This is a genomic window from Lentzea sp. NBC_00516 (assembly GCF_036346835.1).
Classification (GTDB): Bacteria; Actinomycetota; Actinomycetes; order Mycobacteriales; family Pseudonocardiaceae; genus Lentzea; species Lentzea sokolovensis.
On record NZ_CP107840.1, the window covers coordinates 1,904,395 to 1,930,488 of the forward strand.

23 protein-coding genes are annotated in these 26,094 nt (G+C 70.5%); 8 read left to right on the top strand and 15 right to left on the bottom strand.

What is annotated here, in order from left to right; all coding sequences use genetic code 11:
- Positions 1–14: 14 nt before the first annotated feature.
- On the bottom strand, positions 15–2,135 hold the full coding sequence (locus OG205_RS08500; RefSeq protein ID WP_330275695.1) for a choice-of-anchor P family protein: 2,121 nt from the start codon (positions 2,133–2,135) through the stop codon (positions 15–17).
- 158 nt (positions 2,136–2,293) lie between these two features.
- Between OG205_RS08500 and OG205_RS08505 the strand changes: the two genes are divergently transcribed.
- Positions 2,294–5,017 (top strand): BTAD domain-containing putative transcriptional regulator, encoded by a 2,724-nt coding sequence (locus tag OG205_RS08505; protein WP_330275696.1) that lies wholly within the window; start codon positions 2,294–2,296, stop codon positions 5,015–5,017.
- 684 nt (positions 5,018–5,701) lie between these two features.
- Here OG205_RS08505 and OG205_RS08510 read toward each other — a convergent pair.
- Genes OG205_RS08510 through OG205_RS08525 form a run of 4 tightly spaced genes read right to left on the bottom strand, consistent with a single transcriptional unit; the run spans position 5,702 to position 10,691 of the window.
- Complete coding sequence (locus OG205_RS08510) at positions 5,702–7,234, bottom strand: ABC transporter ATP-binding protein (protein WP_330275697.1); 1,533 nt, start codon at positions 7,232–7,234, stop codon at positions 5,702–5,704.
- Positions 7,231–8,067, bottom strand: a complete 837-nt coding sequence (locus OG205_RS08515) for an ABC transporter permease (protein ID WP_330275698.1) — start codon at positions 8,065–8,067, stop codon at positions 7,231–7,233. The genes OG205_RS08510 and OG205_RS08515 overlap by 4 nt, the downstream gene beginning before the upstream one ends.
- Positions 8,064–8,969: an ABC transporter permease gene (locus tag OG205_RS08520; protein ID WP_442916810.1), complete on the bottom strand. Its 906-nt coding sequence runs from the start codon at positions 8,967–8,969 to the stop codon at positions 8,064–8,066. Before OG205_RS08520 ends, OG205_RS08515 begins: the two co-directional genes overlap by 4 nt.
- Before the next feature lie 45 nt (positions 8,970–9,014).
- The gene (locus OG205_RS08525) at positions 9,015–10,691 is read right to left on the bottom strand and encodes an ABC transporter substrate-binding protein (protein WP_330275700.1); all 1,677 of its coding nucleotides are present in this window, start codon (positions 10,689–10,691) and stop codon (positions 9,015–9,017) included.
- 125 nt (positions 10,692–10,816) lie between these two features.
- Here OG205_RS08525 and OG205_RS08530 point away from each other — a divergent pair, with 125 nt between their 5' ends.
- Positions 10,817–11,644 (top strand): M55 family metallopeptidase, encoded by an 828-nt coding sequence (locus OG205_RS08530; protein WP_330275701.1) that lies wholly within the window; start codon positions 10,817–10,819, stop codon positions 11,642–11,644.
- Here the strand turns inward: OG205_RS08530 and OG205_RS08535 are convergent, their stop codons facing one another.
- The gene (locus OG205_RS08535) at positions 11,645–13,081 is read right to left on the bottom strand and encodes a hypothetical protein (protein WP_330275702.1); all 1,437 of its coding nucleotides are present in this window, start codon (positions 13,079–13,081) and stop codon (positions 11,645–11,647) included. It lies immediately after the preceding gene.
- A 70-nt stretch (positions 13,082–13,151) separates the two neighbouring features.
- Between OG205_RS08535 and OG205_RS08540 the strand changes: the two genes are divergently transcribed.
- Positions 13,152–14,438: a M20/M25/M40 family metallo-hydrolase gene (locus tag OG205_RS08540; RefSeq protein WP_330275703.1), complete on the top strand. Its 1,287-nt coding sequence runs from the start codon at positions 13,152–13,154 to the stop codon at positions 14,436–14,438.
- Here the strand turns inward: OG205_RS08540 and OG205_RS08545 are convergent.
- The 3 genes from OG205_RS08545 to OG205_RS08555 all read right to left on the bottom strand — a co-directional run bounded on the left by OG205_RS08545 (position 14,415) and on the right by OG205_RS08555 (position 16,473).
- Positions 14,415–14,915: a pyridoxamine 5'-phosphate oxidase family protein gene (locus tag OG205_RS08545; protein WP_330278130.1), complete on the bottom strand. Its 501-nt coding sequence runs from the start codon at positions 14,913–14,915 to the stop codon at positions 14,415–14,417. The two genes, OG205_RS08540 and OG205_RS08545, sit on opposite strands and share 24 nt — an antisense overlap.
- 63 nt (positions 14,916–14,978) lie before the next feature.
- A complete protein-coding gene (locus OG205_RS08550; RefSeq protein WP_330275704.1) occupies positions 14,979–15,554 on the bottom strand; it encodes a pyridoxamine 5'-phosphate oxidase family protein in 576 nt (191 codons plus the stop codon).
- On the bottom strand, positions 15,547–16,473 hold the full coding sequence (locus tag OG205_RS08555) for a helix-turn-helix transcriptional regulator (RefSeq protein ID WP_330275705.1): 927 nt from the start codon (positions 16,471–16,473) through the stop codon (positions 15,547–15,549). Before OG205_RS08555 ends, OG205_RS08550 begins: the two co-directional genes overlap by 8 nt.
- Positions 16,474–16,537: 64 nt before the next feature.
- Here OG205_RS08555 and OG205_RS08560 point away from each other — a divergent pair, with 64 nt between their 5' ends.
- Positions 16,538–17,623, top strand: coding sequence for an epoxide hydrolase family protein (locus tag OG205_RS08560; protein WP_330275706.1), 1,086 nt, complete (start codon positions 16,538–16,540; stop codon positions 17,621–17,623).
- 50 nt (positions 17,624–17,673) lie between these two features.
- Here the strand turns inward: OG205_RS08560 and OG205_RS08565 are convergent, their stop codons facing one another.
- Genes OG205_RS08565 through OG205_RS08575 form a run of 3 tightly spaced genes read right to left on the bottom strand, consistent with a single transcriptional unit; the run spans position 17,674 to position 19,584 of the window.
- Positions 17,674–18,252, bottom strand: coding sequence for a DinB family protein (locus OG205_RS08565; protein ID WP_330275707.1), 579 nt, complete (start codon positions 18,250–18,252; stop codon positions 17,674–17,676).
- A gap of 5 nt (positions 18,253–18,257) precedes the next feature.
- On the bottom strand, positions 18,258–18,872 hold the full coding sequence (locus OG205_RS08570) for a DinB family protein (protein ID WP_330275708.1): 615 nt from the start codon (positions 18,870–18,872) through the stop codon (positions 18,258–18,260).
- Positions 18,862–19,584 carry a class I SAM-dependent methyltransferase gene (locus OG205_RS08575; RefSeq protein WP_330275709.1) on the bottom strand — a complete coding sequence of 241 codons (723 nt, stop codon included), beginning with the start codon at positions 19,582–19,584 and terminating at the stop codon, positions 18,862–18,864. The genes OG205_RS08570 and OG205_RS08575 overlap by 11 nt, the downstream gene beginning before the upstream one ends.
- Positions 19,585–19,688: 104 nt before the next feature.
- On the opposite strand from OG205_RS08575, the gene OG205_RS08580 reads away from it, so the two are divergent.
- Positions 19,689–21,350 (top strand): M14 family metallopeptidase, encoded by a 1,662-nt coding sequence (locus tag OG205_RS08580; protein WP_330275710.1) that lies wholly within the window; start codon positions 19,689–19,691, stop codon positions 21,348–21,350.
- A 9-nt stretch (positions 21,351–21,359) separates the two neighbouring features.
- Here OG205_RS08580 and OG205_RS08585 read toward each other — a convergent pair whose 3' ends face one another.
- Positions 21,360–22,565: an FAD-dependent monooxygenase gene (locus OG205_RS08585; RefSeq protein ID WP_330275711.1), complete on the bottom strand. Its 1,206-nt coding sequence runs from the start codon at positions 22,563–22,565 to the stop codon at positions 21,360–21,362.
- Positions 22,566–22,651: 86 nt separating this feature from the next.
- Here OG205_RS08585 and OG205_RS08590 point away from each other — a divergent pair, with 86 nt between their 5' ends.
- Positions 22,652–23,182 carry a TetR/AcrR family transcriptional regulator gene (locus OG205_RS08590; RefSeq protein ID WP_330275712.1) on the top strand — a complete coding sequence of 177 codons (531 nt, stop codon included), beginning with the start codon at positions 22,652–22,654 and terminating at the stop codon, positions 23,180–23,182.
- On the opposite strand, the gene OG205_RS08595 is transcribed toward OG205_RS08590, so the two are convergent.
- A complete protein-coding gene (locus OG205_RS08595; RefSeq protein WP_330275713.1) occupies positions 23,179–24,078 on the bottom strand; it encodes a sulfite exporter TauE/SafE family protein in 900 nt (299 codons plus the stop codon). The genes OG205_RS08590 and OG205_RS08595 overlap by 4 nt on opposite strands.
- Positions 24,079–24,254: 176 nt before the next feature.
- On the opposite strand from OG205_RS08595, the gene OG205_RS08600 reads away from it, so the two are divergent.
- On the top strand, positions 24,255–24,704 hold the full coding sequence (locus OG205_RS08600) for a hypothetical protein (RefSeq protein WP_330275714.1): 450 nt from the start codon (positions 24,255–24,257) through the stop codon (positions 24,702–24,704).
- Between the two features lie 82 nt (positions 24,705–24,786).
- Complete coding sequence (locus OG205_RS08605; protein WP_330275715.1) at positions 24,787–25,551, top strand: alpha/beta fold hydrolase; 765 nt, start codon at positions 24,787–24,789, stop codon at positions 25,549–25,551.
- Here OG205_RS08605 and OG205_RS08610 read toward each other — a convergent pair.
- Complete coding sequence (locus tag OG205_RS08610) at positions 25,548–26,093, bottom strand: TetR/AcrR family transcriptional regulator (RefSeq protein ID WP_330275716.1); 546 nt, start codon at positions 26,091–26,093, stop codon at positions 25,548–25,550. The genes OG205_RS08605 and OG205_RS08610 overlap by 4 nt on opposite strands.
- Position 26,094 lies beyond the last annotated feature (1 nt).

Below are 26,094 nucleotides of genomic sequence, written 5' to 3' on the forward strand. Positions count from 1 at the left end.
GCCCAGCGGCCGGGTCAGCCCAGGCGGCAGGCCGACAGGATGATCTCCTGGCCGAGGATCGTGGTGACTCGGACGGCGTTCTGGATCAGCTGGCCGTTCGGCCCTGTCGCTGTCTCGTTGAGACGGACGGTCGCGATGCCGATGGTGAGGGTGAGCGGACCGGTGCCGATGGCCTGGCCGTTGAGCGTGCCGACCTTCGACGAGCCGACGACGCCGTTGGCGTCACTCTCGCACTTGGCCTCGATGGCGTTGAGCGTGATCAGGCCACCGAGCAGGGAGGCTCCCTCCACCCGTGCCGACGCGACGGTGCGGCCGGTGTTCGCGTCGAGGGTGCAGTCGGCGTGCAGGGCGTTCACCGACGCCAGGCCCAGGACGTTGACCGCGGCGACGGTCTTGTCCTCGTTGGGCGGGCACTGGGCGTGCGGCGTCTTGGCGACGGTGATCAGGCCGGTCGCGTTGAGCGCCCACGCCTCACCGCGCAGATAGACGACGACCTTCACGACCGCCGTGGCGGAGGCGCCGTCGTCGTCGGTCACCTTCACCAGGACGTTGTGCGCGCCGAGCGCGGTGAACGTGCGCGAGGCGGTGCAGGTGCCGCTACCGGCTCCCTGGGCGACGGTGCCGTTGACCACCGGGCTGCCGTCGTCGAAGTCCAGGGTGCAGGTGTGCTTGTCGTTGGTGGCGATGTCGGTGAACGGCGCGGAGAAGTTCACGGCGGTGCCACGGGTGACGAGCGTCTTGTCGGCGTTCAGGGTGACCTGCGGGGCGACGTTGGCCAGCGTCAGCGTCGTGGACACGGCGACGGGCGGGTTGAGGCCGTCGTTGCCGGTCAGCGTCAGCTGCCACACGCCGTCATCGGTGCACTTGACCGTCGTGGTCTGGGCGGCGGCGTTGCCGAACGAGCAGGTCGCGCCCGCGTCCACCCCGGACTGCGGGGCCGCGGTCCACGCCGTGGTCAGTGACGGGCCGTCCGGGTCGGTCACCAGGCCGGCGAGGCTGACGTTGGTGCCTTCCTGGCCGGAGTACGGGCCGCCGGGTTTGACCACGGGCGGGGCGTTGACCTTGACGGTGACGCACTCGGTCACGCCACCGGCTCCGCCGCCATCGGTGCCGCGGGCGGTGACGCACAGCTCGTGCGTGCCCGCGGCCAGCGCCGGGGTGTTGACCGTGTAGTCGACCGTCGCGGGCCCGTCCTGCGGCAGGCCCGGGGTGATCGAGGTGATCGGGAGGTCCGCGCCGCCGTCGACCTTCAGCGTCAGCTGCGTGAGCTTGGAGGCGATGACGCCGGGCACGACGTCGGGCAGCTGGGAGACGTCCGGGACCTCGGTGCAGGTGCCGCCGGTGGTCTCGGCGATCTTGCGCAACGAGTTCGGGGCGTTCGCCTGGCCGCAGGCGACGCCGTTGGACACGGCGAAGGTGAAGATCTTGATGCCGGCGTCGTTGGCCTGCTGCAGCAGGGCGTCGACGGCACCGGAGCCGGCACCGTCGGACAGGAAGATCATCAGCTTGCGCTGTTGCGGCGCGGCGGTGGCCGAGGCGAGGCCGGCGGTCAGGCCCGCGGTGTAGTTGGTGCCGGAGGCGAAGCTGTGGGGCGTGAAGAGCTGCACGTTGCCGATGTGCGCGCTGCCCAGCGCTTCGGAGATGTCGGGGGTGCCGTTGCCGTTGGCGTCGGCAGTGGGCGCGGCGACCTTCTGGTCACCTGCCGCCGGGCTGACGTCGACGGTCGCGCTGTCCGAGCCGAACACGGCGGCACCGACGCTGCCGACGACGGTGTTGGGGACCGCGGCCTTGGCGTTGAGGGAGCGGGCGGCGGCGATCTCGCAGTCGAGGATCGTCGCGGGGTTGCCGTCGCCGTTCTGGTCGCCGCCGCAGCCCGCTGTCACGGTGGCGCCGGTGGAACCGGACACGTCGAGCACGTAGGTCAGGGCGGTGTCGACGACCGCGGCGCCGGTGCCGATCGACGCCTTGCCGGTCACGGTGACCGGACCGGGTACGACGACGGCGTTGTTCGCCGGGCTCGTGATGGTCACGCCGATGCTCGTGCCGCCGGGCAGGTTGCCGGTGGCGGCGTGCGCAGGCAGGGCGAGTGCCACGGTGGCCGCTAGTGCGGCGCCGACCGTGATGCTGGGTCTCATGGTTCTCCGCTCGATTGGTTCGTCCCCGACCGAACGGAAGGAGACCGCACGTGGCGGAGTTGATACGAGGTGTCACCGGGATGCATTCATAGTCGACCTATTCGGAGCAGTGCGGGTTCCGGTCTCGTGGATCTTGTGACTCGGGAAGAATCAGGCCGGTGAAGTTCGGGGTGCTCGGTCCGGTGCTGGTCGACGGCGTGGAGGTCGCGGCGCCACGGCAGCGCGCCCTGCTGGCGATGCTCGTGCTCGACGCTGGGCGGATCGTGGGACACGACCAGCTGATCGGCGGCTTGTACGCCGACCCGCCCGCCGGTGCGGCCAACGCGCTGCAGTCGCAGGTCTCGCGGTTGCGCCGGGCCGTGCCGGGACTGGTGATCGAACATCATCCGGCCGGTTACCGGCTCGTCGCCGAGCCGCTTGAGGTGGATCACCTGCGGTGCGCCGAACTGCTGGAAGCCGGACGGGCGGCCGACGCGCTGGCGTTGTGGCGCGGACCGGCGCTGGCCGACGTCGACGCGCCGTTCGCACAGGCGGCGAGGCAGCGCCTGACCGAGGTCCTCATCCGCTGCACGCTGTCCGGCGGGACGAGCGACCAGCTGCGCGGCCTGGTGGCGGAGCATCCGTTGCGCGAGGACGTGCGGGCGGCGTTGATGCGGTCGCTGCACCGTGACGGCCGCCAGACCGAGGCCCTGGACGTGTTCGCGCAGGGCCGGGAGCTACTGGCCGACGAGCTGGGTGTCGATCCCTCCCCCGTGCTCGCTTCCGCGCACCTGCAGGTGCTGCGGGCCCAAGCGCCGCATCGAGGTGTGCCCGCGCAGCTCACCAGCTTCGTCGGCCGCGACGAGGACCTGCGGCGCGTGTCGAAGTGGCTGCGCGACAACCGGCTGGTCACGCTGATCGGCCCCGGCGGTACGGGCAAGACGCGGCTCGCCGTCGAGGTCGCCCATCGGGAGGCGGGCGAGGTGGCGTTCGTCGACCTCAGTGCCACCGCCGACGTCGCCCGCGCGTTGCTCGACGGTCTCGGGATCCGCGAGGCCGGACTCCTGTCGGCCGGGCCGCTCAGCGTCGAGGACCGGCTGCGGGCCGCGTTGGCGGCACGGGACGTCGTGCTGGTCGTGGACAACTGCGAACACGTCATCGACGACGCCGCCCGCGTGCTCGGCGGCATCCTCACCACCTGCCCGGACGTACGGGTGCTCGCGACCAGCCGCGAACCGCTCGGCATCACCGGCGAGACCCTGAGCCCGGTCACCGCCCTGGACGACGAGGCCGCCACCCGCCTGTTCCTCGACCGGGCCCAGGCGGTCAAGCCGGGATTCCACGCCGACCCGGCCGTCATCGCCGAGGTCTGCCGGCGACTGGACGGCATCGCGCTCGCCATCGAACTCGCCGCCGCCCGCGTCCGGTCCCTTCCCCTCACGGAGATCGCGGCCCGGCTCGACGACCGGTTCCGGTTGCTGTCCAAGGGCAGCCGCACCGCCGCACCCCGCCACCGCACGCTGCACGCCGTCGTCGAGTGGAGCTGGGACCTGCTCACCGACGCCGAACGCGACCTCGCCGCCCGCTTCACCGTGTTCAGCGGCGGCGCCGCCCTCGACACCGTCACCGCCGTGTGCCAGTCCGACGTGGACACTCTGACGTCGCTGGTGGACAAGTCACTCGTCGAGGTCGCCGACGACCGCTACCGCATGCTCGACACCATCCGCGCGTTCTGCGCCACCCACGCACCCGACCTCCAACGCGAGCACGCGCGATGGTTCCTCGACCACACCCAGCAGGCCGAACCGCACCTGCGCTCCCACGACCAGATCCAGTGGCTCGCCCGGCTCGCCGCCGACCACGACAACCTCGTCGCCGCCGTCACCTGGGCCACCGCCCACGACCTCGGGCTAGCACTGGAACTCGTCGCCGCGCTCGCCACCTACTACTGGTTCCGCGGCCTGCGCACCGAAGCCGCCCAACAAGCCGACGCCGTCCTGCACGCGTGCGGCGAAACCCCGCCACAGTGCCGTGAGCAGGAGTACGCGCTGTGCCTGCTGATCGCGTGGCCGGTCGCGACCGGTGACCAGAGCGCCCGCATCCGGCAGGCCGACGCGTTGATGGACAAGCTCCTCGACCCGCCGCGCTACCCGATCATGACCATGATGTGGGGCATGGCGCTCGGCGCGCCCGAGGACGACTCGCAGGTGTGGCACCGCCGCCACAGGCTGCTCGGCCAGGACCCGTGGAGCGCGGCCCTCGCACTGGTCGGCGACGGCCTCGTGGCCCGCATGGGCGGTGACCCGGCGACGGGCACCGAGCTGCTGCACCGAGCCGCGGCGGCGTTCACGCAGGTCGGCGACCGGTGGGGCGCGGCACTCGCGTTCAACCAGCTCGGCGAGATCGCCCTCGACCAGGGCGACGCCGCGCACGCCCTGATCCACATCGAACGCGGCCGCGGCCTGCTCGACGAGCTCGGCGCCACCGAGGACACCGCCGAAGCCGTCATCGCCCGCGCCCAGGCCACCCTGATGACCGGCGACCTCGACGGCGCCCGAGCCGACTTCGTCCTGGCCCTGTCACTGTCCCGTCGCGCCGGAGCGCTCGTCGTGCAGGCGGGCGCCCACCTCGGCCTGGCCGAACTCGCCCGCGTCACCGGCGACTACGCGACCGCCTACCTGGAGTGCGACCAGGCGTGGGAACGCTGCCCCGGCGGCTGGTACGGGCCTGATCAGATGCGCTGCCACATCGCCGTGGAACGCGGCCGCGTCGCGAAGGCCGAAGGCGAACCCGGGAAGGCCCGCCGGCACTTCGAGGAGGCACTGCGCCGGGCCGTGGGGCAGCGCAACCTCGTAACCGAGACCGCCGTCCGCGCGGAACTCGCCGCCCTGGCCGTGCCCTGAGCCGCCGCCACCACAACCACGCCGGCAGCCGGCGATGCTCGATGAACGTCCACAGGTCGTCCTCGGCCACCTCGTCCGGATGTCGGCGCAGCACCTCCAGGCACTCCCGCGACACCACCCCGTGGATCCGGGCCACGTGCGCCAGCGCCGTCGCACCCTGCCTGCGGACCTCGATGCGGTTGTGGTCCAACGCTCGAGCCACCCGCAGCAAGGCGACCAACGGGTCCGGATACGACATCGCCAGGCCGATCACCGCCACGCCGACCATGTCCTCGCCGCGGTCGAACGCCGCGTCGACCTCCTCGGGGCGGCCGATGCCCATCAGCGCGGTGTAGTCGTGCCAGTTCACGCCCTCACCTCGCATCGCCCGGTCCAGCAGGAACCGCTGCCTGCCGTCGGAACGCTCGCCGGTGCGTTCCCAGTCCGCGGCCAGGTACCGCCACACCGCGGCGGTGTCGGCACGCGAGGTCGAGGCCAGGATCCGGCACAGCTCCCGCACGTGCCCGGGTTCGCTGGCCTGCGCGAGCTCGCCCAGCACACCGGGCGGGCAGCCCAGGTCGTGCCACGCCAGCAGAGCCAGCGCCGGCACCTCGTCGACGTCCACCCAGCCGTCCGCCCCGCCCCGCCCGATCTCGGCAGGCGTCAGCGAGGCCCGTTGCCGGGCGTGTTCGATCGGGATCACTCTCAGACCTGCGGCACCGCGCGCAGCAACGCACGCGTGTAGTCGTGAGACGGGGTGAGCAGGACTTCTTCGACCGAGCCTTGTTCCACGATTTTCCCCTGATGCATCACCGCGACCCGGTCGGCGATCTGCCACGCCAGCCCTAGGTCGTGCGTGATGATCAATGAAGCAAGGCCCAGTTCCCGGCGCAACCGGAGCAGCAGCGCCACGATCTCCCCGCGCACCGAGGCGTCCAGGGACGCGACGGGCTCGTCGGCCACCAGCAGACGGGGCTCCAGCACCAGCGCCCCGGCGATCACCACCCGCTGCTGCTGACCCCCGGACAGCTCGTGCGGGAGCGACTCCAGATACAGGCTCGCCGGTCGCAGCTCAGCCCGTTCCACAGCGGCCGTGACCAGGGATTCCTCATCGCCGCGAATGCCGTGCACGCGCAGTCCCTCCGCCACCGCGTCGAAGATCCTGTGACGGGGGTTGAGGGCGCTGGAAGGATCTTGAAGCACGAGCTGCACCTGGCGGCGGAAGGCCTTGAGCGCCTTGCCACCGCGACCCACCTCGGCGCCGTCGAAGATCACCCGACCGGAGGACGGCTTTCGCAGCCCCATTATGGTACGAGCCAGTGTCGTTTTGCCTGATCCGGACTGCCCGACCAGCGCCACGATCTCGCCCCGCCCGATCGTCAGGTCCACCCCGTCGACCGCGCGTGTCCGTCCGTAGTCCACGACCAGATCCCGCACCTCCAGCAACGGCTCCGGCGGCGGCGCGGGCTCGGCCCAGCGGTGCGCCGGGTCGCCGATCACCGGGAACGCCGCCGTCAACGCCGCGGTGTGCGGATGCCGCGGGTTCGCGATCACCTCACGGGTGCGGCCGCGTTCGACCAGCTCGCCGCGATGCATCACCGCGAGGTCGTCGCACGTCTGCGCGAGCACCGACAGGTCGTGGCTGATCATCAGCAACCCGAGGTCCTGCTCGCGGACCAGCCGTGTCATCAACGCCAGCACCTGGGCCTGCACCACGACGTCGAGCGCCGTGGTCGGCTCGTCCGCGACGACCAGCCGCGGCCCGCACGCCAGCGCCATCGCGATCATGACCCGCTGCTTCTGCCCGCCCGAGAGCTCGTGCGGATACGCCCGCGCCTTCTCCCGCGGCAGCTCGACCTGCTCCAGCAGATCGAGCGCGCTGCCGTCGACGCCGTGCAGGCGCATCGGTTCGGCGATCTGGTCACCGACGCGCTGCACGGGGTTGAGCGAGTGCATCGCGCCCTGGAACACGATCGACGCCGCCGCCCACCGCACCGCCCGCAACCGGCCCCACGACATCGTCGCCACGTCGTCGCCGTCGAGCAGGATCTCGCCGGTCACGTTCGCCGCCCTGGGCAGCAGCCGCAGCACCGACATCGCCACCGTCGACTTGCCCGACCCCGACTCACCCGCGAGCCCGAGCGTCCGGCCGGGCGCCAGGGCGAGGTTCACGTCGTTGACGACGCATTTCGGTCCGTAGTGGACGGTGAGGTTCTTCAACTCCAGCAACGGGTTCACCTCTTCGGCGTCACGACGGCTTCGAGGGCGCGCCCGACGAGCGTGAACGCCAGCACCACCACCACGATCGCGAGACCCGGCGGCAGCAGGAACCACCACGCCCGCTGCGGCACCGCCCCGTGCAGCTGCGCCTGGTGCAGCATCGCGCCCCACGAGATCCGCGTCGGATCACCCAGTCCCAGAAACGCCAGCGTCGACTCCGCCACGATCGCCGACGCCACCGCCAGCGTCGCGTTGACCAGCACCAAAGGCACGACCGACGGCAGCACGTGCCGTCCGATCACATGCGTGTGGCCGCCGCCGAGCGCTCGTGCACGTTCCACGAACGGACGGGCCTCGATCGTCAGCGTCTGCGCCCGCACCATCCGTGCCGTCGCCGGCCAGCTCGTCAGCCCGATCGCCAGGATGATCGTGCCGATGCCGCGCGGCAGCACCGTCGACAACGCGATCGCCAGCACCAACGCGGGCAGCACCAGGAAGAAGTCCGTGACCCGCAGCAACGCCCCCGCCAGCAGACCGCCGAAATGGCCGCTCACGATGCCGGCGAGCGTGCCGATGCCGACGGAGAGCACCGCCGCCGTCAGCCCGACGAACAACGACGTCCCCGTGCCCTGCGCCATCAGCAACGCCACCGAGCGTCCGGTGTGGTCGGTGCCCAGCCAGTGCCCCGAGCCCGGCGGCTGCCACGCGCCGTCCGTCACGCGGGTGACGTCGAGGGCGTCTGCGGGGATCAGCAGCGGCGCGAGCAGGGCGATCAGCGCGGCCACGGCCAGGACCGCCGCACCGGCCACCCCGGTGCGCTGGGCCAGGAACCCCGAGTCGGCTTTCCTCATACGACCCTCACCCGTGGATCCAGGACCCCGTGCAGCAGATCCGCGAGCAGGTTCATCACCACGACCGCGCCCGCCGTCACCACCAGCAACCCCTGCAGCAGCAGGTAGTCCGGACCGGTCAGCGCGTCGTAGAACAACAACCCCAGACCGGGCCAGGAGAACACCGTCTCCGTCGTGATCGCCCCGGCCACCACCAGCCCGAACCGCAGGAACACCAGAGTGATCGCCGGCAGCACCGCGTTCGGCACGGCATGACGGCGCCGTACCAGGTCGTCCCGCAGGCCCTTCGCACGGGCAGTCGTCAGGTAGGGGGCGTGCATCTCCTCCAGCAACGACGACCGCATCACCAGCATGTACTCCGCGCACACCACCGCGACCAGCGTGATCGACGGCAGCACCAGGTGATGGCCGACGTCGAGCGCCTGCGACACGAAGTCCGGCGCCGTGTCGGTGTCACGCATGCCCCGCGACGGGAACAGATCCCCCGTCACCATCATCAGCAGCATGCCGAGCCAGAACGTCGGCACCGCCCACAACGTCAGCGACACCCCCGTCGTGACCCGGTCGAAGCCCGAGTCACGACGCCACGCCGCCCGCACCCCGAGCCACAGCCCCAGCCCGACCGCGATCAGCGTCGCCGTGCCGACCAGCAGCAACGTCGGCCCCAGACGCTCTCCGATCACGTCGGAGACCGGCCGGCGGAACGTGAACGACGTCCCCAGATCACCGTGCAGCAGCGAGGTGAGGTAGTTCCAGAACTGCTCGTGCAACGGACGGTCCAGGCCGAACTGCGCGCGCAGTTCGGCCTGCATCGCCGCCGTGGTCGGACGGCCGCGCGTCATCGAGACCACGGGGTCGCCGGGCACCACCCGGAACAGGAAGAAACCCAGCACCGCCACCATCACCAGGCTGAGCGCGGCACCACCGAACCGACCGGCCAGACGCACCTACTCGCGCTCCCCTGCCGTGGCGTTGCGCCGCCGGGCCATCACGACCACCACCGCCACCAGCACGGCGATCAGCGCACCGCCCAGCGCCAGCCCGACCCACCTGCTGCTCTGGGCCTGCACGGCCCGCTGCGCGGGTTCGGCGCCGTAGTAGCCCCACATGCCGTTCTGCGCCATGATCACGCCGCCCTGCGCGGGCTGCGTCGTGAACTTCGCGAAGTGATCGGCGCGGTAGCCCTCCAGCGCGTTCTCGTACGCCAGCACCACCGCGGGCACCTGGTCGTAGAAACGGGCCTGCATCTGCTTCACGATCTCGACGCGCTTGCCCTCGTCGAACTCCGAGAGCTGCTGGGCGTAGAGCTTGTCGTAGGTCTCGTCGCAGAAGTACGTGTCGGTCGTGCCGCCCTTGCCGTCCGCGCCCGGCCGTTGCGCGCAGGTGTGCAGGCTCAGGACGAAGTCCGGGTCGATGTTCGTGGCCCAGCCGGAGAACGCCAGGTCGTAGGTGGCGGCGGTGGTGGCCTCGTTGAGCTGGTTGTCCGACACCAGCCGCACGTCCAATGGGATGCCGATGTCGCTCATCGACCGCTTGAGGTACTCCGACGCCTGCTCGTCGTAGGCCCGCCCCGCGCGTCCGATCAGCCTGAGCGGGAAGCGGGTGCCGTCGGCCTTGCGCGCGAAACCGGCGGCGTCGAGTGCCGCGTTGGCCGCGGCCGGGTCGAACTTGCGCTGCTCCTGTTCGCTGGGCTGCCAGTGCCACTTGCCGAACACCGGCGGCACGAGTCCCGAGCCCTTCTCCGCGTACCCGAGGTTGACGCGCTGAACGAGGGCGTCGAGGTCCAGGGCCTGTGCGATCGCCCGCCGCACCCGCACGTCCTTGAGCGCCGGGTTGCCGTCGCCGATCGGCTCACCGGTGCGGGTCTGCGCACCGGGGTTGATCATGAGCTCGGTGAAGCGGCGGCCCTGCGCCTTGTTGCGGCTCACGCCCGCCTTGCCTTCGAGCGAGTCGAACTGGGCCGGCGCCATCCGGTTGACCAGGTCGACCTCGCCCTTGCCCAGCGCCTGCACCGCGGCGTCGGAGTTCTGGAAGTACACGAAGTGCAGCTCGTCGAACTTCGCCGCGCCGCGCCAGTAGTTCTTGTTGGCCTTGAGCTTGATGAACTGCCCCGCCACGTGCTCGGTGAGCACGAACGGGCCGGAACCCACGACCGGCGTCTGGTCGTTGGCGTAGTCCTTGATGCCGGAGACCTTCTCCCACACGTGCTTGGGCACGATCGGGACGTCCAGCGCGAGCATCGTCACCTGCGGCGTCTTCGTCCGGATGACGACCGTGCGGTCATCGGTCGCGGTGACGTCCTGGAAGTTGGTGACGAAGCTGCCGTTCGCGGTCCTGGCGACCGAGTCGGTCAGCATCAGGTTGTAGGTGAACGCGACGTCGCGGGCGGTGATCGGCTCGCCGTCGGACCACTTCTTGCCCTCGGGGACCGTGAAGGTCCAGGTGAGCTTGTCGGGCGAGGGCTCCCACCTGTTCGCCAGGCCCTCGGTCACCGTCTGGTCCGCCGCGGTGTAGGCGGTCAGGTAGTCGTACATCAACCGGCCGATCTCCGTGCTCGACTGGAACACCGCGAGGAACGGGTTCATCGAGTCGATCTGCTGCACGATCGCGACCTTCAAGATCACTGGTGCCTGCGCTGTCGCAGGAGGTGCCGAAAGCCCCACAGTCGTTGCTATCGCAAGCAACGCGCACAACCTCACCCGCACGAAAACCCCTCTTCCCCAGCAGCCCACCGCTAACTTACCGAGATGTGCGGATCATGATCTCGGCGGACATGGAAGGCGCCACCGGAGTCACCTGGACCGGGGACGTCACTCCCGGTACCGAGCAGTGGCAACGGTTCCGGCGCCTGTTCACAGCAGACGTCAACGCCTGCGTCAGCGGCCTGGTCGCGGGCGGGGCACAGCAGGTGATCGTCAACGAGGCGCATTCCTCGCAACGCAACCTCCTGCTCGAAGACCTCCACGACCAGGCGCGGATGCTCACCGGCCGGCACAAGCCGCTGTCGATGATGCAAGGTATCGACTCCGATGTGGACGGAGTGGTCTTTCTCGGCTACCACACGGGTGCGGGCTCACGCGGCGTGCTCGCCCACACCTACATGGAGAACTCCATCACCGGCGTGTGGCTCGACGGCGTCCTCGCCTCCGAAGGACGCCTCAACGCCGCACTGGCCGCCGAGTACGGCGTTCCCGTGCTGCTCGTGACCGGTGACGACCTGACCTGTGAAGACGCCACCTCCTACGCGGCCGGGGCGTGGACGGTGGCGGTCAAGGAGTGCGTGTCGCGCTACGCGGCCGTGTGCCTGCCACCCGCCGTGACTTCTTCACAGATCACAGAAGCCGCCACCGCCGCGATGGCTTCGGCCGGGCGTTCGGACGCTGTCGTGGCGCCGCACCGCATCGAGGTCGAGTTCGACGCCTCGCACCTGGCCGAGGCCGCCGCCGTCGTGCCGACCGTGGACCTGATCGGCGTGCGCCGCGTCGGGTTCGACGCCACGTCCATGACCGAGGCGATGAAGGCGTTCAAGGTCGTCACCCACATCGCGGGAGCGGCGATCGAGGACGTCTACGGCTGATCACAGGCCGGCGAGAGCGAGCAGCCGTTCCATCCGCGCCTCGGGCAGCCGCGGTGAGGCCGCCGCCGCGTGCACGGTCCGCTCGTCGGTGTCGTCGAGCAGCGCGATCAGCGACTCCACCGGCAGGGTGCGGTGGCCGGCGACCGCGTGCCGCACCTCGGCGTCGGGATCGGCGGCCAGCCGCGCGGCGATCGCGGCGGGCAGATCCGGGTCGCGCGGCGCCAGGCACCGCATCCGCGGGTCGGGGTCGGTGGCGAACCGGCGCAACACCTCCGCGGGAAACGTCAGCTCGTCCGCAGGCCGCCACGGCGTGTACTTCGCGGTCGAGGGACTGAACTCGCGGTCGATGCGCTCCGCCGTCGCCACGTCCACCAGATGCGGGGCGCGCCGGGCCATCGTCGAGCGCACGTCGTACTCGTCGTCGGCGAGCAGCCGGGCGACCACCTCCGGAGGCAGTGGCTGCCCGCTGGAGGCCGCCGAGACCCGAAAGCAGGGGTACGGGGAGTCGACGTGCGGCAACGGGTCGGCGCACACCCAGGGAAGGCGCAGCATCCGCAGCTCGCCGAGCACCAGCATCCGTTCGATCCGCGCTCCGTCCTCGCCGGCGAAGCCCAGCGAGTGGGGCCCGGCGAGAAGTTGTGCGTGGATGGCCGACCGCAGCGGTCCGGGGGTGTCCTCCCGCCCGAAGACCGCGAGCCTGACCCACGCGTTCGGATCCGTGCTGAGCGCGTCGTGCAGCGCGGACGGCAACCGCGGGTGCTTGGCCACCTCCACCCGCACGTCCGCGTCGGGGTCCTGGGAGAGCCTGCGCGCCGTCTGTTCGTCGAGGGTGAGGTGCCGGATCACCCCTGCCCTGGTGACCGGATCGGCGAGCAGGGCGGGGATCAGGTCGGGCGGTGGCACCGGGTGAGGCAGGCGGGGGTCGTGGGCCGAGCACGCCGCCTCGCGGACCTCGTCCTCCAGGTCGGTCAGCAAGGTGCGCCGCACGTGCTCGGGTGCGGCGGGCCAGTAACGGGCCAGCGCCACCCTCACCTCGTCGCTCGGGTCGGTCGCGAGACGTGCCCGCAGGTCGACCGGCACGGCGGCGTTCTCGGCGAGGTACGCGCGGGTCGTCGGCTCGGGGGCGGCCAGCAGTAGCTCGAACACCTCGCGCGAGGCACCCTGATCGCAGCCCATCGCGACCCCGGCCCGCACGGAGGCGTCGGGATGGCGTGCCAGCCGGAGCCGGGCCGAGTCGGGCAGGCCGTCGTTGAGTGCCAGCGAGCGCAGCAGCCCCGGCCGGTCCGCGGCGATCATCTCGTCGATCAGTTCGGCCGTGAGGTCCGGCCGCTTCCCGGCCTCGTCCGGTCCCCGGCGGTGGGCGATCAGGCGGCGGATCATGCCCTCGGGCAGCGCCGGGTTGAGCGCGAGCCCCTCCAGGGCCATCTGCAGGTGCACCGGAGTTCCCCCATCGATCGGCACAGGGCTGCAACAATTCCACGTCAGGGGTCCGGTTACCGTGGCTTTCATGCCGCTGGACGTCGCGCAGGTGTGCGCACAGCTGATCCGCTTCGACACCACCAACCGCGGTGGCGGTGACTCCGCCGGTGAGCGGGAGGCCGCCGAGCACGTCGCCGCGCTGCTGCAGGACAGCGGCGTGCGGCCGACGCTGCTCGAACCGGCCCCGCGGCGCACCAACGTCCTCGCCCGCGTCCACGGCACCGACCCGTCGCTGCCCGCCGTGCTGGTCCAGTCGCACCTCGACGTCGTGCCCGCCGATCCCGCCGAGTGGAGCTTCGACCCGTTCGCCGGGGAGATCCGCGACGGGTTCGTGCACGGCCGGGGCGCGGTGGACATGAAGGACATGGCCGCCATGACGCTCGCCGTGATCCACCGCTGGCACGAAGAGGGGCGCCGTCCGCGCCGTGACGTGGTGCTGGCGTTCGTGGCCGACGAGGAGGCCCAGGGCGCCTACGGGGCGCATTGGCTCGTGGAGCACCACGCCGCCCACTTCGCGGGTGTCGAGGCGGCGATCAGCGAGTCCGGCGCGTTCTCCTACGACGTCGACGGCGTGCGGCTGTACCCGATCGGCACCGCCGAGCGCGGCACGTCGCACATGAAGCTCACCGCCACCGGCCGCGCCGGGCACGGGTCGCGGCGCAACGACCAGAACGCGGTGACCGCGCTGGTCACGTCACTGGCGCGGATCGCGGCGTTCGAACACCCCGTGCGGCTCACCCCGACCGTCGAGGCGTTCCTCGTGGGCGCCGGCAAGGCGCTGGGGGTGGAGGTCGACCTGGACGACGTCGACGGCACCCTCACCCGCCTCGGCCCCGCCGCGAAACTGGCCGAGAACACCGTGCGCTGCTCGGCCACCCCGACGATGCTGCAGGCCGGGTACAAGGTCAACGTCATCCCCGGCACCGCCACCGCGCAGCTCGACGTCCGCACGCTGCCCGGCACCGTCGACGAACTCGCCGCCACCATCGACTCGCTGCTCTCGCCCGGCGTGACCCGCGAGGTCCTCGAGGACCAGCCGCCCGTCGAGGCACCCGTCGACACGGCGTGGTTCACCGCCATGGCCGACGCCCTGCGCGGCGAGGACCCCGCCGCGGCCGTCGTGCCGTACTGCCTGGGCGGCGGCACCGACGCCAAGGCGTTCAGCCAGCTCGGCATCCACTGCTACGGCTTCTCGCCGCTGCAACTGCCCGTGGGCTTCGACTACCGCGCGATGGCGCACGGAGTCGACGAACGCGTTCCCGTCGCGGGCCTGGAGTTCGGGGTGCGCGTCCTAGACCGATTCCTGTCGAGCTGACCGCCGCTCGATGAGCTCCTGCACCGCGCTGGGCAGGGTCGTCTCGAAGTCGATCAGCTTCGCCCACGTCGGCGTCACCACGATCCGCACCATGCCGTCGTAGAGCGACCGCACCTCGCGCTCCCACTCCACCCGCTGCTCGGGTGACATGTCGTAGCTGCCGTTCATCTGCAGGTACTCGTGCGGGATGCCCTCGACCTCGTCCAGCTCGACCGTGCCGCGGATCAGCAGGATCTTCGGCGGGTGCACCTCGGTGTCGATCGTCAGCGCCACGGTCGGGTTCGCCCGCAGCGCGTGCAGCTTCGGCGCGTTCGTCGAGGTGCACAGCACGATGTGCTCGCCGTTCCAGGTGTGCGCGATCGGAACCGCGCGCGGCGTGCCGTCCTTGGCCACGTACGCCATCCGCAGCATGTCGCGGTGCAGCAGCTCCTTGCTGTACGGCCGGTTCAGCACCTCGGTGATCTCGCTCTGCGTCATCGTCGTCATGCCCAGGGGACGGAGCCGCGACGACGTTCTCGACATCGCCGACCAAGATTTCTTCTAACGGGGTGGCAGCGGCAGCTCCATGGCGGGCAGGCCGTCGATGCTCGCGTTGTTGTAGGGCTTCTTGTTCGTGTACTCGCGGAACTCCTCGTCGCTCTTGCGGCCGAAGTAGTCCGCGTGCAGATCCCGCTCCGAGCGGTAGTCCATGAACGGCACCGCGAACCCGCAGGTGTCGCTGACCAGCTCCGCCGTCACCACGATCACCGCCCGCAGCGCCGGCCCGTCCGCCTCTCCGAACCCGGCCACCAGCTCGGCGAAGCGCGGGTCGTCGCGGAACACCGGCTCACCCCGGCCGTGCACGCGCACGATGTTCGGCGGCCCCTCGAACGCACACCACATCAGCGTGACCCGGCCGTTCTCCCGCAGATGCGCGACCGTCTCGGCGTGGCTGCCACCGAAGTCGAGGTAGGCCACCGTGCGGTCGTCGAGTATCCGCAACGTCCCCTGCCGGCCCTTGGGCGAGAGGTTGATGTGCCCGTCACCCGCCAACGGGGCGCTGGCCACGAAGAACACCTTCTGGCTCTCGATGAACTCCTGCAGCCGCGGCTCGATCCGCTCGTATTCCTTACCCATGCGAAGCAGTATCGATCGCCTCGCGGAACCTGTCAGCCACCTTTCCCAGGTGGTGAACGAGCTCCGGCGGCCCGTCGACGGAGAACCCGCACCCCAGCATGCCCAGGTACACGGCCAGCATCTCGACCGTGTCCGCCCCGGCAGTCAACCGGCACGACGACTCGCCCGTCGCCTCCACCAGCGCCGCAGGGATCTTCGCCGCCACCTCCGCGGCCGGTGCGTGCACCGTCACCGTGGCCCGGAACCGCCACGCCGCCGTCGCCAGCCCCTTCGCCAGGTGCGCCTCCAGATCCGGCAGATCGCGCGGGGTGAACCTCGGCCCGGTCGGCACCCGCGGCCGGACGCGATCGGCCCGGAACGTGCGCCAGTCCTGCCGGCCGACGTCCCATCCGACCAGGTACCAGCGGCCGCGGATGTGCACGAGCCGGTACGGCTCCACCTCGCGGCGGTCCTGCTCGCCGTCGAACTTCACGTAGTCGAACCGCAGCCGCTCGTGCGCCCGGCAGGCGTTGACGATCTGCACCGTCACCTCGGGGTCGAGCTCCGCGGTCGTGCCGACCGTGTACTCCTGCAACGCGCTGACCCGGTGTCGCAGCCTGCTCGGCAGCACCTGTTCCAGCTTGCGCAGCGCCCGGTCGGCCGTCTCGGACTCCTGCGTGCTCAGACTCAGCGCGACCGCCACCGCCTCGTCGTCATCGAGCAGCAACGGCGGCAGCTTCGCCCCCGCGCCCAACCGGTACCCGCCCGCCACACCGGACGTCGCGTGCACCGGATAGCCCAGGTTGCGCAGCCGCTCCACGTCGTTGCGCACGGTCCGTGTCGTCACGCCGAGCCGTTGCGCCAGCCCCGGGCCCGTGCAGTCGCGCGAGGCCTGCAACAACGACAGCAGCTTCAGCAACCGGGCCGACGTCTCCAGCATGAGCACCATCCTCGCCGCGATCGCGGAACGAACCGTTCCGCGATCGTTCCTAGCGTGGCATCCCATGAACCCATTCCGCGTGGACATCCCCGACGCCGACCTCGCCGACCTGCGCCACCGCCTCACCGCCACGCGCTGGCCCGCCCAGTCCGGCACCGGCGGCTGGACCAGGGGCGTTCCCGTCGCCGAACTGCGGTCCCTGGCCGCCTACTGGGCCGACGGCTTCGACTGGCGTGGCGCAGAAGCCCGCCTCAACGCGTTCCCGCAGTTCGTCACCGAGATCGACGGCCAGCCGATCCACTTCGTCCACGTCCGCGCCGCCCGTGAGGACGCCCTGCCGTTGCTGTTCATCCACGGCTGGCCCTCGACGTTCGCCGACTTCGCCGCCGTGATCTCCGAACTCGCCCGCGACCACCACGTCGTCGTGCCGTCCATCCCCGGCTTCGGCTTCTCCACCCCGGTCACCGGCGCCTGGGACGTCTCCCGCACCGCCGCCGCGTTCGTCACCCTCATGGACACCCTCGGCCACAGCCGCTACGGCATCCAGGCAGGCGACGTCGGCGCGGGCATCGCCGGCGCCATGAGCCGGCTGACCCCGGCCGTGGCCGCGCTGCACGTCAACGGCCCCAGCTCACACCCGTTCGGAGGCCCGCTGCCGCTCGACGGCCTGACCGGCGTCGAACTCGTGCGCGCCGGACGGTTCAACGACGCCGTCGCCACCGGCCTGGGCTACCTGCAGCTCATGTCCACCAAGCCCTGGACGATCGGCTTCTCCCTGACCGACTCACCGGCCGGCCTGCTGGCGTGGATCTTCGAGAAGTTCCACGCCTGGAGCACGGAGGTGGACCGCGACGCCCTGCTCACCGCCGTGTCGATCCACTGGTTCACCGGCACCGGCGCCACCTCGGCCGAGTTCGTCTACGAGTCCATGAACTCGCCCGGCACCTGGGCGGCCGCGACCGCGCCCACAGGGTTCGCGACCTTCGGCGCCGACAACGGCATCCGCTCGCTGCTCGACCCCGACCACGAGGTCGAGCACTGGACCGAGTACGACCGCGGCGGCCACTTCCCGGCGTCGGAGGTGCCCGACCTCTACGTGGCCGACGTCCGCAAGTACTTCTCCGCCTACCAGCAGGCCGAATTCCACTGACCGCGCGAGTGTGCCGGGGACGCTCCTGGGGGTGTGTCCCCGGCACACGATCACGCCTGGCCCGAGGCCTTGCGCGCTTCCAGTTCCACGCGGTCCCAGTGGGCCTGCCAGTCCTGCTGCGGCAGGTTCGAGTTGTTGGCGCGCAGCCCGGCGACCCCGTCGAGTCCCTCGCGCAGGATGTCCGCGTGCCCGGCGTGCCGGTTCACCTCGGCGATCTCGTGGACGAGCAGCAGGTGCAGCGTCACGTACTTGCGCTCCTCCGGCCACCACGGCACCACACCGGGCGCGTCCAGCGGCAGCTCCTCGATGCTGGTGTCGGCGAAGGCAGTCGCCCGCGCGAACAACCCCAGCACGTCCTCACGGGACTCCTCCGCGGTGGCGAACATGTCCGAGTTCGGATCGGCGTCGACGTCGAACGGCAGCTTCTCGGGGAACGGCCGGCCCAGGCAGTCGCCGAAGTAGCCCGCCTCGACCCCGGCCAGGTGCTTGACCAGTCCCAGCAGGTTCGTGCCCGTCGGCGTCAACGGGCGGCGCACGTCGTACTCCGACAGGCCGTCGAGCTTCCACAGCAACGCCTCGCGGGCGACCTTCAGATAGCGGTGCAGGTCGGCTTTCGGATCAGAGGCCATGCCCGTCACCCTGGCAGAACCCGGTCCGCGGTGGCGGCGATTTCCTCCAGCCTGGCACGGTGCTCCACCCACCACCCGGCGGGCACCGACGGCATGTTCGTGTTGCCGTCCTGCATGCCCGTCGCGCCGTCGATCAGCTCCCGCACCACGTCCGCGTGCCCGGCGTGCCGGTGCAGCTCGATCGACACCTGCACCAGGACCTGCCGCAACGTCACCTCGCGCCGCCCCTCCGACCACCACGACACACGGCCCGGCGCGTCCAGCGGCAGCGCGGCGATCGTCGCGTCGGCGAACTCCCGCACCCGGCCGTAGAAGGCGACGACCGACTCCCGCGACTCGTCGGCGTCGGCGAACATGTCCGAGGCCGGCAAGGCCTCCGCCGTCGACCAGAGCGGTGGATCGGGGAACGGCCGGTCGAACACGCGCCCGAAGTAGTTGAGCTCCACGCCGGCCGCGTGCTTCACCAGGCCCAGCAGGTTCGTGCCCGTCGGTGTCAGCGGCCGCCGCGCGTCGTACTCCGAAAGGCCGTCGAGCTTCCACAGCAACGCGTCGCGCGCCGCGGTCAGATACCGGTGCAGCAGTGCTTTCTCGTCCACACCGAGCAGCGTCTCAGACGGCACCGACAGTTCTGAGCACCAGCAGATCCAGGTGATCCACGACGGGCCCCGTCTCGACCGCGGCCGCGGTCAGCAACCGCTCCCGGCCTCGTTCGAACTCCTCGGCCGACAGCGACCGCAGCAAAGTGTCCGCCTCCTGCCGCAACGTCGACGCCTTGTCCGCCAACGACACCGCCGTCACCTGCGGGACCGCCTCCAGCCGCCGCACCGCGAACCCCATGCCGTCCGCCACCTCGGTGACCGTCGGGAACCCGGACAGCGCCCGCACCGCCTCGGGGAAGAACCGGAACAGGCCGATCCCGCCGTGCCGTTCCCGGAACAGCGAGCGCAGCACCACCACACCGCCCGGACGCAGCACCCGCCGCAACTCCTCCCCGGCCGCGGCCAGATCGCGGACGTGATGCACGACCGTCGACATCCACACCACGTCCACCGACGCGTCCGGCACCGGAATCGCGCACGCGTCCCCGGTGAGCATCGGCAGACCCGACGCCGAGCGCATGTCGGCGGACGGCTCCACCGCGACCACGGACACGTCCGGGAACCACTCCGTGAACGCCCGCACGAACAACCCCGTCCCCGCCCCCAGGTCCAGCACCGTGCGTCCCGGCACGAAATACGGTGCCACCGCGTCCCGCCACGACGACAACCCCTCGATCGAAATCTCGCGTGCCACCCGGTACGAGCCGGCCTCCACTGCGTCGTAGCGCGTCATCCCACCAGGTAACGCCATACGGATGGCGGGATGACAGCGAGCCTTCACACGCACTACACATTGCGGAGCCATGTCCCTGCCGTGGTACGAAAGGGTTGCCCTGCATGCGAAAGAGCCATCTCAGACCCCTGATCGGGGTCACCGTCGCCGCGAGCGTCGTGTTCGCCATGGGAGGCGTGCCCACCGGCGCGGCCCCCGGTGCCGAGGAAACGTCGACGAACTACCAGGTCAGCAACGTTCGCAGCGCTGAGCAGCGCAGCAAGCTCGCCAAGTCCGGTGCCGCGATCGACTCGGTCGAGGAGCACGGCATCGTCGTGATCACCGCGACCGCGCGCGAGGCGAAGAACCTGAAGGCACAGGGGTTCGAGGTCACCGAGCTGCCCAAGCGGATGGAGGCGAACGCGGCGGTCGGGCCGTTCGACTTCCCCGCGGCGGACTCGAACTACCACAACTACGCCGAGATGACGACGGAGATCAACAACGCCGTCGCGGCGTACCCGAACCTGATCAGCAAGCAGGTCATCGGCAAGTCCTACGAGAACCGCGACATCGTCGCCCTCAAGATCAGCGACAACGTCGGCGTCGACGAGAACGAGCCGGAGGTGCTGTTCACGCACCACCAGCACGCCCGTGAGCACCTCACCGTCGAGATGGCGCTGTACCTGGTCAACCAGTTCACGACCCAGTACGCGTCCGACGCGCGCATCAAGGGCCTCGTGGACACCCGCGAGATCTGGATCATCCCGGACGTCAACCCCGACGGCGGCGAGTACGACATCGCGACCGGCAGCTACCGGTCGTGGCGCAAGAACCGGCAGCCCAACGCCGGTTCGGCCAACGTCGGCACCGACCTCAACCGCAACTGGGACTACAAGTGGGGCTGCTGCGGCGGTTCCAGCGGCAGCACCGGTTCCGAGACCTACCGCGGCCCGAGCGCGGCGTCCGCGCCCGAGGTCAAGGTCGTGTCCGACTTCGTGCGTGGCCGCAACGTCGGTGGCAAGCAGCAGATCGGCGCGTCCATCGACTTCCACACCTACAGCGAGCTCATCCTGTGGCCGTGGGGCTGGACCTACGACGACGTCGCGCCCGGCCTGACCCAGGACCAGCGCGACACGTTCGCCACCATCGGTCAGTCCATGGCGGCCAGCAACAACTACACGCCCGAGCAGTCCAGCGACCTGTACATCACCGACGGGTCGATCCCTGACTGGCTGTGGGGCACGCAGGGCATCTTCGCCTACACCTTCGAGATGTACCCCGGCAGCGCCGGCGGTGGCGGCTTCTACCCGCCCGACGAGGTGATCCCGGCGCAGACCTCCCGCAACAAGGAGGCCGTGCTGCAGCTGCTGGAACGCGCCGACTGCCCGTACGAGGCCATCGGCAAGGAAGCGCAGTACTGCGGCGTCACCCCGCCCGACCCCGGTGGCAAGTTCTTCGAGAACGCCGCGGACTTCCAGATCAGGGACAACACCACGATCAACTCCCCGATCACGGTGGCCGAGGTGACCGGCAACGCGCCGTCGACCCTCAAGGTCGCGGTGGACATCAAGCACACCTACCAGGGCGACCTGAAGGTGGACCTGGTGGCGCCGGACGGCACCGTCTACGTCCTGCACAACCGCGCGGGCGGCGGCACGGACAACATCAACACCACCTACACCGTCAACGCCTCCAGCGAGGTCGCCAACGGCACCTGGCAGCTGCGGGTCAACGACAACGCCAACCAGGACACCGGGTTCCTCGACAAGTGGAGCCTGCAGTTCTAGTTCGGTGAGTCAGGGCGCCGGTACGCCGGCGCCCTGACGCTCGTAGTCCTTCACGTGCATCGAGTCGTGCATCCGCACGCCCTTCGAGTTCAGCTTCGCCAGCGGCCGCACCACCCACGACGGCAGCGACGTCAGCAGCTGCGCGCCTCGCACGAGCGCCGACACACCCAGCCGTGTGGACGGGATCAACGTGTTCGCCACACCGAGCGCGAACGCCCTGCTGCGGTGCACGATGTCGCGCATCTCGTGCTCGTACCGCGCGAACGCCGCCTCGTGGTCCGAGCCTGTTGAGAGTTCGCCCGCCAGCACGTACGCGCCCAGTACGGCGAGGCTCGTGCTGCCGCCGATCGCCGGGCCGGGGCAGTAGGCCGCGTCGCCGACCAGCGTCACCCGCCCGCGTGACCACGTGTCCTCGCGCAGCTGGGTGATCGAGTCGAAGTAGAACGCCCCGTCGCCGTCCAGGTGTTCCAGCCACGAGTCGACCTCGGGATGCAGTGAGGTGAACGCCTCGCGCAGCAGTTCCTTCTGCCGCGCCACGTCCCGGTGGTGGTAGGAGAGCTCGGGCGAGCGGAACAGGAACACCGCGCGTGCGTCGTCCAGGTGCCGTGCGCCGTACACCGCCGCCGTGCGCCCAGGTCCGATGTGCCCGGCCATCTCACCCGGCACACCCAGGTCCTTCGGCACGGACAACACGGCCAGATACGCACCCACGAACGTCTTGTCGACCTCACCGAACACGAGGCGCCGCACGTTCGAGTGCAGCCCGTCCGCGCCGATGACCAGGTCGAACCGTTGCGGCGCACCGGTTTCGAAGCTCACCTCGTCACCGATGGACGTGATCGAGTCGCCGAACACGTACTCGACGTCGGCGTGCGTGGCGTCGTAGTAGATCTCGCTCAGGTCGTCGCGCATGACCTCGACGTGCCGGTCCGACGCGGCCGCGAACAGCTTCGTCACGTCGGCGCTGATCGGCTTGCGCGTGCCTTCCCGCAGGTACGTCAGCCGCGTGGTCCCGGTCGCCAGCGCCTCTATGCGCGGCAGCACGCCCATGCGTTCGGAGATGTCCATCGCCGGCTTGAACAGGTCCACCGCGTGCCCGCCGGTCTTGCGCAGCACCGGCGACCGCTCGACCACCGTCACCTCGTGCCCGTACCGCGTGAGCCAGTAGGCCAGCACCGGACCGGCGACGCTGGCCCCGGAAACGAGAACTCGCACGTCACACCTCCTTACTTAACGGTTAGTAAGTGCACTGCCGCGAGCCTACACCCGCGACTTACCGATCGTTAAGTAAGATTCGGCGCGTGGCCAAGTCCGACACCAAGCAGCGGATCCTGCAGACCGCACGGGAGCTGTTCGCCTCCCAGGGCGTGCAGCAGACCAGCCTGCAGGAGATCGCCGACCGCCTCGGCATCACCAAACCCGCGCTCTACTACCACTTCGCCTCACGCGAAGACCTGGTCCGCAGCATCGTCACCCCGCTGCTCGACGACGGCGAGGGGTTCCTCGCACGCATGGAGGAACGCGCCGAGGTAGCGCCGCTGGAACTGGTGGAGGGCTTCTTCGACTTCCACCACCGCCACCGCAAGGACATGCTGCTGCTGCTCACCGAGCTGACCACGCTCGCGGAGCTGGGCCTGATCGACGTCGTGCTGTCCTGGCGCGCCCGCCTCACCTGCCTCGTGTTCGGGCCGGACGCGACGCTGGAACAGCAGACCAGGGCGGTGCTGGCGTTCGGCGGCATGCAGGACTGCACCATGCAGTTCCCCGACACCCCGGTAGACGAGCTGCGCGCGGCGACCGTCACGGCCGCGCGCGCGGCCCTGGGCGTCTAGACCTTCTCGCCCACGACCTCGCGTTCCTCGTCGCGGTTCGCGCGGTACTGCTGGATCGAGTACGCCAGCGCGGCGCCCCACACCACGTAGATCAGGCCGTAGATCGGCCACTTCACCGCGTCGCTCGCGTCGATCCAGTCGCTGCGCAGCAACGTGCGGACGTTGGTCAGGATGATCACGCCACCGACCGCCGACCCCAGCACGCGCGGCGGGATGTGCCGCACCAGCCAGGCCGCTACCGGCGCGGCGATCAGGCCACCGGCCAGCAGCGCGAGCACCCAGGTGAAGTTGACGCCCTCGTTGCCGATGCCCACGAAGAAACCGACGCTCGCGGCCACCGCGACGAGGAACTCGCTGGTGTCGATCGACCCGATCGTCTTGCGCGGCTCCAACCGGCCGCTCGCGAGGATCGCGGGCGTGCCCACCGGTCCCCAGCCACCGCCACCGGTCGAGTCCACGAACCCGGCGACCAGGCCCAGCGGGGCCAGGAACCTCTTGCGCAGCGGCTTGCCCAGGTTCGTGCGCGGCAGGCCGAACGTCGTGAACCGGATCAGCACGTACAGCCCCAGCGCCAGCAGCACCAGCGACATGACCGGCGCGGCGACCTCGGTGGACAGGCTCGACAGGAACGTCGCACCGGCGAACGCGCCCACGGCACCCGGGATGCCGATCTTCGCGACGACCTTCCAGTCCACGTTGCCGAACCGCCAGTGCGAGAACCCGGACGCCAGCGTCGTGCCGATCTCGGCCAGGTGCACCGTCGCCGACGCCGCGGCGGGGTTGGTGCCGATCGCGAGCAACAGGGTCGTCGAGGTCACGCCGTACGCCATGCCGAGGCTGCCGTCGACGAGCTGCGCGCCGAGGCCCACCAGCGCGAGGAGGATCAGTTGTCGCATGCCGGCCGTCCAATCCGTCGGTGTGACAGCCATGATCCGGACCAGAACGAGATCGACCAACGGTGCCCACATGCCGGAACCCTTGGTGGCCAAGAGGTTGCCAATTCGCCCCGACGCGGTTAAAAGACGCCGTTCGGTCGCTGTCGGCCAGCGTTCAGGTGGACGAACATCACGCGATGGCCCTTCGCCGCGCATGGGTGCTCCCGCTGACACCCATCGCTGTCGTACTGCTGATCGCGCTCGCCCTCGTCCCGATCACCGGCGAGCACGACGCCTGGATGCTCCTCGTCCCGACCGGCGCCCTCGTTCTCGCGGCCGTGATCGCGGCCGCCGCCGGACGCGTCTCCGGTGACCCCACCGAACGACCGTGGGCGATGGCCATCGGCACCGGCCTGCTCACCGCCGCCACGCCGTTCGCGGTCAGCGGCCTGCTGGGCGAGCCGGCGACCGCGTTGGTCGTCCTGCCCTGGCTGGTCTTCGGCCTCGGTGCGGGGTACTGGCAGTTGCAGCTGTGCGAGGGAGCGCGATCACGTCCCCTGCACGCCGCCATAGGATTCGGCTACACCTTCGTTTTCACCGCCGTGACGCTGCTGCTCGCAGTGGTGTCCGCGCGGCTCGTTGACTAGATGAGAACGGACTCTCGAAACCGCTCTTGGCTCGGCTGAGCGCGGGGTAGGGTCCGGACACCGATTAACCGCCGGGAGAGACATGCGCGCCGTCGAGATCAGACCTGGGGTCCGGATCCGCTGGGTCGAAGTGCCGGGCGCCTCGCCCGCACGCGTCTACCTGCACGGACTGGGCGCCTCGTCGGCTCCGTACTACGCAGAAGCCGTCGCGCACCCGCTGCTGGCCGGGCGCCGCAGCCTGATGATGGACCTGCTCGGGTTCGGCATCAGCGACCGGCCCAGCGGCTTCGCCTACTCACTGGAGGGCCACGCCGACGCCCTCGCGGTGGCACTGGCCAAGATCGGGCTGCGCCGCAGCGAGATCATCGGCCACAGCATGGGCGGCGCCGTCGCCATCGTGCTCGCCGCGCGCCACCCCGAGATGGTGCGCTCCCTCGTGCTCGTCGACCCCCACATCGACCCGCACACCCCGTCGCTCGGCGCGCCCGGCAGCCGGGGCATCGCCGCCTACGGTGAGGCCGACTTCCTGGCCCACGGCTTCGACCGCGTGCTGCGCGACGTCGGCCCGCACTGGGCCGCCACCATGCGCATGGCCGGCCGCGAAGCCCTCTACCGCAGCGCCGTCGACCTCGTCCGCGGCACCTCGCCGACGATGCGCAAGTTGTTGCTGGAACTGGAGATCCCGCGCGTCTTCCTGCACCCCGAGGACGCACCGCCCAGCGGCGGCCGCGAGCTCGCCGCGTCCGGTGTCCAGCTCGTCTCCGTGCCGAACACCGGCCACAACATCATGATCGACAACGTCGAGGGCTTCGCGCGCGCCGTCGCCCAGCAACGGCTGTCGGTCTAGCTCAGCTCACGGGCGATCGCGCCAGACAGCAGTTCCCGCGCTCGCTCCAGGGTCAGCGAGCCGCTGTGCCAGCGCTCGCTCAGGCCCTCGACGAGCGCGGTCAGCCGTTCGGCGGCCGCCGCCGCGTCGAGACCGGGATTCGCTTGGCGCAGCAGGGTTTCGACGTCGGAGTTCCACGCCTCGGTGGCCGTGCGCAACGTCGCGCGCAGCTCCTCGTGGAACGCCGCGCTGGCCCGCAGTTCACCCCACGCGACGCTCGTCTCCCGCACGTGCGCGTCGTCCTGCAACTCGTCCAGGAGCATCCGCTCGACCTGGGTGCGCGGATCGCCGGACTCCGCGCCGCCGGTGTAGGACCGCGCCCGGTCGTTCACGTGTTCCAGCGCCGCCCGCAGAATCCCGGCGCGATCCTTGAAGTGGTAGTAGATCAACGCCGTGGACACCCCGGCCTCGGCCGCGAGCTTCTCGACGCGCAACCCGCGCACGCCGTCCTGCGCGATCACCCGCACCGCGGCCTCGAGCATCCCGGTCCTGCGCTCCGACAAG

Bases quoted from the DNA above. Each gene is read 5' to 3' on its own strand.
- OG205_RS08555 (WP_330275705.1), bottom strand. From the start codon at position 16,473: ATGCTGGAGACGTCGGCCCGGTTGCTGAAGCTGCTGTCGTTGTTGCAG.
- OG205_RS08545 (WP_330278130.1), bottom strand. From the start codon at position 14,915: ATGACGCAGAGCGAGATCACCGAGGTGCTGAACCGGCCGTACAGCAAG.
- OG205_RS08600 (WP_330275714.1), top strand. From the start codon at position 24,255: ATGGCCCTTCGCCGCGCATGGGTGCTCCCGCTGACACCCATCGCTGTC.
- OG205_RS08605 (WP_330275715.1), top strand. From the start codon at position 24,787: ATGCGCGCCGTCGAGATCAGACCTGGGGTCCGGATCCGCTGGGTCGAA.
- OG205_RS08595 (WP_330275713.1), bottom strand. From the start codon at position 24,078: ATGCGACAACTGATCCTCCTCGCGCTGGTGGGCCTCGGCGCGCAGCTC.
- OG205_RS08540 (WP_330275703.1), top strand. From the start codon at position 13,152: ATGCCGCTGGACGTCGCGCAGGTGTGCGCACAGCTGATCCGCTTCGAC.
- OG205_RS08560 (WP_330275706.1), top strand. From the start codon at position 16,538: ATGAACCCATTCCGCGTGGACATCCCCGACGCCGACCTCGCCGACCTG.
- OG205_RS08580 (WP_330275710.1), top strand. From the start codon at position 19,689: ATGCGAAAGAGCCATCTCAGACCCCTGATCGGGGTCACCGTCGCCGCG.
- OG205_RS08565 (WP_330275707.1), bottom strand. From the start codon at position 18,252: ATGGCCTCTGATCCGAAAGCCGACCTGCACCGCTATCTGAAGGTCGCC.
- OG205_RS08550 (WP_330275704.1), bottom strand. From the start codon at position 15,554: ATGGGTAAGGAATACGAGCGGATCGAGCCGCGGCTGCAGGAGTTCATC.
- OG205_RS08520 (WP_442916810.1), bottom strand. From the start codon at position 8,969: ATGGTGGCGGTGCTGGGTTTCTTCCTGTTCCGGGTGGTGCCCGGCGAC.
- OG205_RS08575 (WP_330275709.1), bottom strand. From the start codon at position 19,584: ATGACGCGCTACGACGCAGTGGAGGCCGGCTCGTACCGGGTGGCACGC.
- OG205_RS08515 (WP_330275698.1), bottom strand. From the start codon at position 8,067: ATGAGGAAAGCCGACTCGGGGTTCCTGGCCCAGCGCACCGGGGTGGCC.
- OG205_RS08500 (WP_330275695.1), bottom strand. From the start codon at position 2,135: ATGAGACCCAGCATCACGGTCGGCGCCGCACTAGCGGCCACCGTGGCA.